The organism is Bacillota bacterium (assembly GCA_040754675.1).
GTDB lineage: Bacteria > Bacillota > Limnochordia > Limnochordales > Geochordaceae > Geochorda.
Window position 1 is genome coordinate 1 of record JBFMCJ010000224.1, and the last position, 6,696, is coordinate 6,696.

General features: G+C 63.1%; 7 protein-coding genes. 3 read left to right on the forward strand and 4 right to left on the reverse strand.

From position 1 onward, the window contains the following. A partial coding sequence (locus AB1609_13155) for a S8 family serine peptidase (GenBank protein MEW6047407.1) occupies positions 1 to 485 on the reverse strand: 485 nt, incomplete at its 3' end. A gap of 1,766 nt (positions 486 to 2,251) precedes the next feature. Next, entirely contained in the window at positions 2,252 to 2,482 is a 231-nt protein-coding gene (locus tag AB1609_13160) for a hypothetical protein (GenBank protein ID MEW6047408.1), read from the reverse strand. Positions 2,483 to 2,885: 403 nt separating this feature from the next. Between AB1609_13160 and AB1609_13165 the strand changes: the two genes are divergently transcribed. After that, a complete protein-coding gene (locus AB1609_13165; protein MEW6047409.1) occupies positions 2,886 to 3,101 on the forward strand; it encodes a type II toxin-antitoxin system HicB family antitoxin in 216 nt (71 codons plus the stop codon). A gap of 39 nt (positions 3,102 to 3,140) precedes the next feature. After that, positions 3,141 to 3,245, forward strand: coding sequence for a type II toxin-antitoxin system HicA family toxin (locus AB1609_13170; GenBank protein ID MEW6047410.1), 105 nt, complete (start codon positions 3,141 to 3,143; stop codon positions 3,243 to 3,245). A 53-nt stretch (positions 3,246 to 3,298) separates the two neighbouring features. On the opposite strand, the gene AB1609_13175 is transcribed toward AB1609_13170, so the two are convergent. Continuing rightward, positions 3,299 to 3,604 (reverse strand): DUF433 domain-containing protein, encoded by a 306-nt coding sequence (locus tag AB1609_13175; GenBank protein MEW6047411.1) that lies wholly within the window; start codon positions 3,602 to 3,604, stop codon positions 3,299 to 3,301. 671 nt (positions 3,605 to 4,275) lie between these two features. Here AB1609_13175 and AB1609_13180 point away from each other — a divergent pair. Beyond that, on the forward strand, positions 4,276 to 6,363 hold the full coding sequence (locus AB1609_13180; protein MEW6047412.1) for a DUF1670 domain-containing protein: 2,088 nt from the start codon (positions 4,276 to 4,278) through the stop codon (positions 6,361 to 6,363). Here AB1609_13180 and AB1609_13185 read toward each other — a convergent pair. Next, positions 6,360 to 6,696 (reverse strand): transposase (locus AB1609_13185; GenBank protein ID MEW6047413.1); only part of this gene is annotated, 337 nt, incomplete at its 5' end. The genes AB1609_13180 and AB1609_13185 overlap by 4 nt on opposite strands.

The window sequence follows — 6,696 nt, forward strand, 5'->3', positions numbered from 1 at the left end:
ATGGGGAGGATAGTTACAGAGTATTCCCCGGCCACGCCGGCCACGCCATGGCCGTTGTTGGTGAGGGCGGCGACGATGCCGGCAACGTGCGTGCCGTGGCCGTTGTCGTCCATGGCCCCGTCCGCGTCATCGCCCGCGGCGTCGCCGTTGACGTAATCCTTATCGTTTGCAGTGTCCACGCGGCCCGCCAGGTCAGGGTGGGTGTAGTCGACGCCCGTGTCCACCACGGCCACGGCGATGCCGCCCGACGTCTGAGTTAGCGCTTTCCACGCCTCCGGCGCCTGGATGGCGGGCAGGCCCCATTGCTCAGGGTAATAGCGGTCATTGGGACCGGTCTGGCTGGCTTTATATATGTAGTTCGGCTCGGCGTACTCCACGGACGGGTCGGCCTTCAGCCTGGCCACGACGGTTTCCACGTTATCCCCGCCCTGGAGGCGGACGAGACGTGCTCCCAGGCGGCTGACCTTTACCTGATTGGCCTGCACCTGGGACAATAGGCTACTGGCCTGGGCAGACGTTACCCCAGGCTTAAACTTTACGATCAGCTCTCCTGGGACGTACGGGGCTCCGCGGCCCCTCTCCCCACGTTGGGCCGCGGCTGCCGTTGCGGGGAACACCAGCGAGGAAAGCAGAATAAGCAACGTCAATACGGAAAGAAGCCGACAGTAGCCCCTCGTTTTGCGCAAACCACCTGACATGCGTTTGTCTTCCTCCCGCTCCTAACTACTTGACAGCTACTTGCCGCCGCAGGTTTTCTTTGCTCCCTAGCAACAGCATCCTCTACTGGAAAGCGGGCGCTATCATTGCTAAGAATTCGCTGCGGCGAGGCAAGTACCTGCTAGCCGAAAGGGATTTTTCACAACACTTCGTGGAATCCGCCTCAAAACTCGGCTTTCCGTGTCCAAAAACGCTCGTTGTCCAGTTGGGGACGAGCCCATATGGAAGAATATGCTTTGCTAATCATACGATCGTCAGCTAAAATGCAGGTGTACCGGGGATTCTGAATAAAGGCGTATCCCGATGCTTGGAAGGGCAAACCACCAGAGCTTTCGAGGACGCCTCCGGATGACGGGAGAGGATCCCCAAGGACAGCTTCTGGTGGAAGTTCAAGGCATGGGCCGACGAGCACATAAAAGACGGCGACTTCGCTGACCTCTTCTCCGAGGGCGAAGGCCCTCGGTTAGCCCTGCCAAGGTGGCAAGGGGGATACTTGTGCAGCTTCACATAGGCAGTCATCGTTGAGGATACCAGAATGACGCTTGCCTGCCGCTGCGCAAGCGACGGAAATAGGGTCAAGTTCCATACACCTCCCGTGGTGAGCCCGGCTGCGATCCCCTGCCGCACAGAAGCACGGCACCAGCACGGCTCGACAAGGTGAGGCTGCATGGGCCGGAAAGCTGAAGGCACGACGGACAACAATCTCCGGCCCTCAGCGAGTTGTGTTGCGAGATTTTCGGGCCTTAATCGCCCCCTTCAGCGTCTAAAACCGCCGTTTTCCCGGCGCGACTTGCATCACAACACATGTTTGCCGCCAGGATTGCCATGCCGGAAAGAGGTATATAGCAGTTATACGACGTACCGCCAGCCCGCCAATTCACCGGCTTCAGTAGCCCTCGTGGGCGACCGCGAAAACCAAAGCAGAAATGCCACCCCCACCGATGGGAAGGTAACTAACCTTATCGAGCGTCAGCGAAGGCATGCCCAGCTGCTGGGGGAATCGCCGTCGCCTTACGCCTGCGACGCAGTTCATGAATGTTGTCCCGTCTGGTGACGCAGACACAATCTCTTCGGCGTTGCTGGGATACCTCAAGCCCATACATCGGACCCCGCAGCATGTCCAACTGAAACCGGGGCTCGAGTGGTGTCGACCAACCAGCGAAGAACTTCACCATCTCTCCGACCACCGTACAGGCGCTGAAACACGCCGCAAACGGAACCGATGGTTGGAATCCCTACGCTGTCGTAGCTCAATCCGCATATGCCCTCTGCAATCGCGGGGACATGACACATCTGGCGGTTACAGAAGATGCCCGGCTTCCTGAATCGGGGGACGTGGGACCGTGTAAGCCACCCTGCAACCACGCCCCGCAGCGCGTCTCGCCAGGCTGGGGCTTATGCCGGCGGTCGCGAGTGCGCACAGGAGGGCCATCTAGGTCAAACGTTCCCCTTCCCGCTCTTGCAGAACCTGGGCCGGCCCTCCCGGTCGGCGCATAAATCGCGGGCAGCTGGGCCAGCTCCCAAGCTGTCAATGCTAGTCCTTCCTTACCGCGTAAGCCGTCATGACGCATCTGCAGCGCGAGTGCACGTTGGCGCATATCCCACCGAATATCGAAAACAGCCCCCAGAAGAGGGGCTTCGTCAAGATGTCCGCCGGGGTCGGGGAGCTTACCGGCAAGAGGTAGATTCCCCACGTGAACAGGTAACGTCCCAACACGATGGACAGATGCCCGAAGATCGCAAAGGCGCGTGCCGGATAACGCATCTGAATGCCGCCTCCCGATGTGTGAATGCGCGATTCGCCGGTGTCCGCTTCCAGTATACCGGTTACGCCAACAGCTCCGCCGCATCGCCATCCGCCTGAATCTCCGGGTCGCGGTTTGCCGAGGCTGTAGACCGCCCTGCCGCCGCACCGAGGCGATGCCGACCTCGGTGGCCGTACCCGGATAGGCCATCGCTTGCCGGCTGTTTTCGGGGTGCCTCTCGGTCGTGAGCGCCAACCTACTGGCTTCCGGGCAAGGGATTCGCCTTGGCCGCCGTGCTCGTTGTTGTTCCCACCCAATGGTGGTATGATAGTGGCGGGAGACGCCGTAATGGACGGCTCCGTGTGGCGTGCCAGAGGGCCTATTCGACTGCCCAAAGTCTCACGTGCCGGGAGGATAGCCCAGGTGGGAAACAAGCGTGTGTTCACTGTGCTGGTCGAACAGGATGCTGACGGGTATTATGTAGCTACCGTACCAGCCCTGAAGAGCTGTTACACCCAAGCACGAACTCTGGAGGAACTTTATCCTCGAATCAAGGAGGTAATCGAGCTCTGCCTCGAGGAAGAAGACGCCGTACCCATGAAATTCGTGGGCGTCCATCAGGTGGAGGTGGGTGCATAGTCCGTCATGACCAGGATGCCCACCATACCTTCGGACGTGATGGTCGCCTTCCTCGAAAGCCTGGGATTTACTGCGGTTCGAACCAAGGGTTCACACACTTTTTTCAGGCACTCCGACGGCCGGACAGCAACCGTCCTGTCATAAGGGCGAAGATCTTGGACGAGGGATAACGGCCAAGATCCTCAAGGACGTTGGTGTCACCAGGAACGACTTTCTAGCTTGGTATAGTGGTCAACGCTGACCAAACCCCTGGCTGCCCCTGCCACCGGATAGACCGCGTCCATCCGCAACACCTGCGCAGCGTACTCGATGGCAGCCCTTACCCCATCCTCAGTCAAGCTCGGATGGGCAGCTACGATTTGCTCAACTGTCTCCCCCGCCGCCAGCTTCTCAAGGATCAGCTCCACAGTGACCCTCGTGCCCGCGACGACGGGTTTCCCCATCATCACGCGTGGGTCGCTCACTATGCGTGCAGCTTCAACGACCGGTAGAACCCCTAACATCTCCAGGGTGGGCAAGGAAGAACGGTGGTGGAATCGCTGAGTCGTGAGGTGTCAGGAATCGACTGGCTGGCTCCGCGACCCGCTGAGGCGGGGCAGGTCCCGGTGGCCGGCTACTGGGGAGGGATGCAACCTGCTGCTCCGCGGCGTCGCGTGAACTAGGAGGAGCGTGACTCGCTGCCGCGGGTACCCGGGAGGTCGGCCCCCGAAGAGGCTGGCTGGGAGCCAAGGGCCACCGGTGCAAAAGCCGTAAAGCGTGGCCCAAGACTTTCGTGCTGCCGAGGGGGGCGCAGCAGCCGCAAGCGCCCCCGGGCGACCGGGCGGGGTGCGCCGCGAAGGGGAGCAGCAGAAGCCCTCCTGGCGGTGCAGACGTCAGCGAAATCGCGGCCTGCGGCGGCGGGAAACGGTTGAAGGAGCGAGCGAACTGATGCGGGAGCGGGATAATCCGGGCGCGACCCTCCGGTGGGTCCGGAAGGCCGCGGACCCCTGAGATGCCTTTGGTTGTACCGGGCCCATCGCTTAGGACAGGGATGCACCGTCCCAGCCCCGTTGGTGGAGCGTGCGGCTTTGCTGCAGGCGGCCGCCGGGCCCGGGAGCCTATAGCAGGAGAGGAAAGGAGCCCCGTCGTATGCCGTATTAAGCATGTCAACCGCTGGGAGTCGGGGGTGGGGGATGTGGGCCGGCAGTCGTTCTACCGGCAGAAGATCGTGACGCAGGCCCGCTCGGTCGAGGCCAAGACCCTGCGCAGCTACCTGGTGGGCGAGATCCAATCAAGGAGGGAACTCGCCCCGGAGGAGGCAGCCCTGGTGGCGGAGGACGCCCTGGAATACCTCATGCACCTGGTTGACCGGGGCCCGGGGCAGATCGACTTCCCCGCCATCCGCGGCCTGGACGCCCACCGGAGGTGCTCGCGGCGGGACCAGCCCGAGCAGATGGTCGCGCTCACCGTCATCGCCGACGAGGACGCCGAGGTGCTGGAGGAGTTCGGCGTGGTGGCCATGCAGGTGGGCCGCATGGCTCGCTGCATCGAGGAAGCCTACTTCCAGGGCTGCCTGCTTGACTGGCCCAGGCTGGGGGTGCTCTTCCCCTACAACCACCAGGCCCTCCGCCAGAGGCTTGGGCCCCTGTGGGAGATGGGGGCGCTGCTGCCCGTGGCGGGGATGAGCAAAGAAAGGCGGCAGAAGATGCGCAGGCTGCGGCCGGCCCTGGCGGTGGAGTGCTACCTGCGGGGCGAGGACCTCAGCTCGGTGAGGAGGAAGCTATGCTGTTCCCGTACTGCATGGCGCAGGTGGTGGCAGATCTTCTGCCAGATGAGCGGGCTGGAGGGGGACGACCCCGAGGAAGCGGCCCGCAGGCTGGGCCAGCCGGCGGCCTTAGTGAGAGCCTTCCAGGAGCTGTGGGCCCAGGTCAGGCAGGATGCCCGCATGTCCGAGAAGGTGAAGCGCGAGGGGTTGTGGGTGGCGCCCGTGCCGCCTGGTGGTGGCCCCCGCCAGGCCTTCCGGCAGCTTTTGCTCAAGCGGCACCGCTACACCCCGGCGGCGGCTGACCAGTTCGAGCAGGAGTTGCGGGAGCTGGCCCATCGCTTAAGCAGCCGGGGTCGCTCTCCGGGCCAGATCGTGTGGACGGGCGTGGCGCAGGACCAGCCTCCCGGCCGCAGCTTGGGAGACTGCCGTATGGTTTCCGCCGTGCTGGACTACCTGGTGCCGGAGGACTGGTCGCTGCTGCATCGGGACCGCTCCGAGGAGCTTAGGTGGGCGCGCCTGGTGCGGTTGGCCACCGGTGCCTACTACCAGGGCGCCTGCTTAAGCCAGCCGGACCTAGCTTTCCTGCTGGGGGTATCCGTGGACGCGGTGAGGGCGGCCATGGAGCGGCACCCCAAGGTGATCCTGCCCACCAGGGGACGCCTGGCCGACATGGGACCCACGCTCTCCCACGCGGAGAAGATCGTGGGGTTATACATGCAGGGGTACACGGAGACAGAGGTGGTCAGGCGCACCGGGCACAGCTTAGAGAGCGTGGAGCGGTACATCTTAGACTTCGCCCGGGTCTCCTATCTGCTTGAGCGGGGCATGCCCCCCACTGCCATCCGCACTGTGCTGGGCTGCTCCATGCGGCTGGTCGAAAAGTACGCGGAGCTTTACCACAGGTGGTCGCGGGAGTCGGGCTGGCGCATGGGCCGGATCCGCCTGCTGGCCCAGGCCCACCTGCCTCCTGAGGTCAAAAAAAAACGACATGTAGGAAAGCCGAAGGAAGGTGATGCCGTGCAGGGGAAGGGTACACAGGCAAGGTACGCCACCCTTCCCGCCCGGGAGATGACGTCGGTGCAGGTTGCCCACCTGCGCTCAAGGTTCGAGCTGGCCGAGCGGTCGCTGGTGGCGGAGCGGGCGGTCGTGCTTACCAACGGGGCTCTTTCCGCCTGGGAGGCCGAACACGGCCCAAGGAGGCTCCAGCCGGGGCAGATGCTCTGGGAGGTGGGTGGGAAGAGGATCGTCCTGCCCCTCTACGACGCCGCCTGGGTGAGGCGGCTGGCGGAAGGGGTGTCGGTGGAGGCGGTGAGGACCCACATCGAGATCGAGCGGGTCAACGCCCTGCTTGGAGCAGATCCCGACCGCACCGTCGAGGACTTGTGGCGGTTGCTGGACCAGCGCCGGCTACAGCTTGCCCGGGGCCGCAAGGAAGCCAGATTCCTCCCTCCCGAGCCCTACCCTGAAAAACTCCCCCGACGACGCTCTCGCCTTGTCTTCGTTTTCCTTGCGACTTAAGCTGCTTCCACCGGCTGGAGGAACACCATATATCCAAGGCTCTCGATGCGCCTGACGGCCCTTCTTATGACGGCGGCCTTCTCCCTCTCGTCGAAGTAGTTGGCTCCGAGATCTTTGTAGTCCGTTCCATCTTTGAGCAAGTGGTATATTATGACGAGGATGGTATGCGCCACCGCGACGACCGCCTTCTTCTTCCCGATCCTCCTCGCAAGCCTGTGGTACTGGGCGGAAAGATAGCTGTCCTTTGCGTGCGCGGCAGATTGGGCGGCTTCCACCAACGCCTCCCGAAGCCAGGGGTTCCCCTTTCTGGTCCTGCCGCTTTTGCGCTTCCCC

What these genes read in the sequence shown, in the direction of transcription:
- AB1609_13175 (MEW6047411.1), bottom strand. Translation starts at nt 3,604, where the DNA reads ATGTTAGGGGTTCTACCGGTCGTTGAAGCTGCACGCATAGTGAGCGAC.
- AB1609_13170 (MEW6047410.1), top strand. Translation starts at nt 3,141, where the DNA reads ATGGTCGCCTTCCTCGAAAGCCTGGGATTTACTGCGGTTCGAACCAAG.
- AB1609_13160 (MEW6047408.1), bottom strand. Translation starts at nt 2,482, where the DNA reads ATGCGTTATCCGGCACGCGCCTTTGCGATCTTCGGGCATCTGTCCATC.